The organism is Rhodococcus sp. T7, from assembly GCF_009872365.1.
Taxonomy (GTDB): Bacteria; Actinomycetota; Actinomycetes; order Mycobacteriales; family Mycobacteriaceae; genus Rhodococcus_F.
On the sequence record NZ_WXYH01000193.1, the window covers coordinates 1 to 2,008 of the forward strand.

At 66.4% G+C, this 2,008-nt stretch carries 3 protein-coding genes; all 3 read left to right on the forward strand.

What is annotated here, in order from left to right; genetic code table 11:
* The coding region (locus MLGJGCBP_RS18930) for an enoyl-CoA hydratase/isomerase family protein (RefSeq protein WP_201453123.1) at positions 1-187 on the forward strand (187 nt) is incomplete at its 5' end.
* Between the two features lie 32 nt (positions 188-219).
* Complete coding sequence (mmsB, locus tag MLGJGCBP_RS18935; protein ID WP_160097566.1) at positions 220-1,119, forward strand: 3-hydroxyisobutyrate dehydrogenase; 900 nt, start codon at positions 220-222, stop codon at positions 1,117-1,119.
* Positions 1,116-1,892 carry an enoyl-CoA hydratase gene (locus MLGJGCBP_RS18940; protein ID WP_087558286.1) on the forward strand — a complete coding sequence of 259 codons (777 nt, stop codon included), beginning with the start codon at positions 1,116-1,118 and terminating at the stop codon, positions 1,890-1,892. The genes mmsB and MLGJGCBP_RS18940 overlap by 4 nt, the downstream gene beginning before the upstream one ends.
* Positions 1,893-2,008: the final 116 nt, after the last annotated feature.

Genomic DNA, 2,008 nt, shown 5'->3' on the forward strand with positions numbered 1-2,008 from the left:
GTCCGTGGCGTGCCTGGGTTCGGCCGATCTGGTCGAGGGGATCCGGGCGCAGGTCGTCGACAAGGACCGCAACCCGCGCTGGTCGCCCGCGACGATCGACGAGGTGACCGACGCCGACGTCGCACAGTTCTTCGCGCCCCTCGGCGACCTCGAACTCGGCCTCACGGCCCCGCAACCGCAACGCTGACCACCAGCCACAAGCGTCCAGGAGGGACTGCAATGAGCACTACCGTCGGATTTCTGGGACTCGGTCACATGGGTGGCCCCATGGCGGCCAACCTCGTCAAGGCGGGACACACGGTGGTCGGCTTCGACCTCGCACCCGCCGCACTCGAGCAGGCAGTGGAAGATGGTGTCACCGTCGCCGATTCGGCCGTCGAGGCCGTGAGTGAGGTGGACGTCGTGATCACGATGCTGCCGAGCGGCAAGCACGTTCTCGGGCTCTATGCGGAGATCCTGCCCGCCGCGAAACCGGGCACCCTGTTCATCGACTCGTCCACCATCGACGTGGCGGACGCCCGCGCGGCGCACGACGAGGCCGTCCAGGCCGGACACCGTTCGGTGGACGCACCCGTCTCCGGTGGCGTCGTCGGCGCGACCGCGGGGACTCTCGCGTTCATGGTCGGCGGCACGGCGGACGACTTCGAATCCGCGAAGCCGCTGCTCGACGTGATGGGCAAGAAGGTCGTCCACTGCGGCGACCCGGGTAACGGTCAGGCCGCGAAGATCTGCAACAACATGATCCTCGGTGTGTCGATGATCGCCGTCAGCGAGGCGTTCGTCCTCGGCGAGAAGCTGGGCCTGAGCAACCAGGCGCTGTTCGACGTCGCATCCAACGCGTCGGGTCAGTGCTGGGCGCTCACCACCAACTGTCCTGTGCCCGGACCGGTTCCGACGAGCCCGGCCAACAACGACTACCAGCCGGGCTTCGCCGCAGCACTGATGGACAAGGATCTCGGTCTCGCCGCGAACGCGCTGAAGACCAACGGCGTCGAGGCCGAACTCGGGCTCCGCGCCGCCGAGCTGTACAGCCGGTTCCACGCCGCCGGCGGTGGTGGCCAGGACTTCTCGGCCATCATCAACGACATTCGCGAACGTTCCACCGAGGGAGAGCAGTGACCGACTTCGAGACCATTCTCCTCGAGCGCAAGGGCCGGGTTGGGATCATCACCCTCAACCGTCCGAAAGCGCTCAACGCACTGAACTCCGAACTGATGCGCGAGGTCGTGTCGGCTGTGGAGGAGTTGGAGAAGGATTCGGCGATCGGTGCCATCCTGATCACCGGTTCCGACCGTGCCTTCGCGGCGGGCGCCGACATCAAGGAGATGCAGCCCAAGTCGTACATGGACGTCTACCTGGACGACTTCTTCGCCGCATGGGATCGCCTCGCCGCGGCCCGCAAGCCCACCATCGCTGCTGTCGCGGGCTACGCCCTCGGCGGCGGATGCGAACTGGCGATGCTCTGCGACATCCTGATCGCCGCCGACACCGCGAAGTTCGGTCAGCCGGAGATCAAGCTCGGGGTCATTCCCGGCATCGGCGGCTCGCAGCGGCTGACGCGCGCGGTGGGCAAGGCCAAGGCCATGGAACTGTGCCTGACCGGCCGGAACATGGACGCCGAGGAGGCTGAACGCGCCGGGTTGGTGTCGCGGATCGTGCCCGCCGCCGATCTCCTGGACGAGGCGCTGCAGACGGCGACCACCATCGCCGAGATGTCCCTCCCGGTCGCGATGATGGCGAAGGAGGCGGTGAACCGCTCCTTCGAGACCACGCTCACCGAGGGCGTGCGGTTCGAGCGCCGGGTGTTCCACTCGACGTTCGCCACCGAAGACCAGAAGGAAGGGATGGCGGCGTTCGTCGAGAAGCGTTCGCCCGTCTTCAAGCACCGCTAGACGCCCTTAAACGCAATACCGTTCAGTTAGTGGTTTCATCATCTATGATGAGGTGTGCCTCGGAGTGGATGGGTGAAGCCGGTCTCGGATCGGCGGTTGTCGGATGTGGTGTCGGT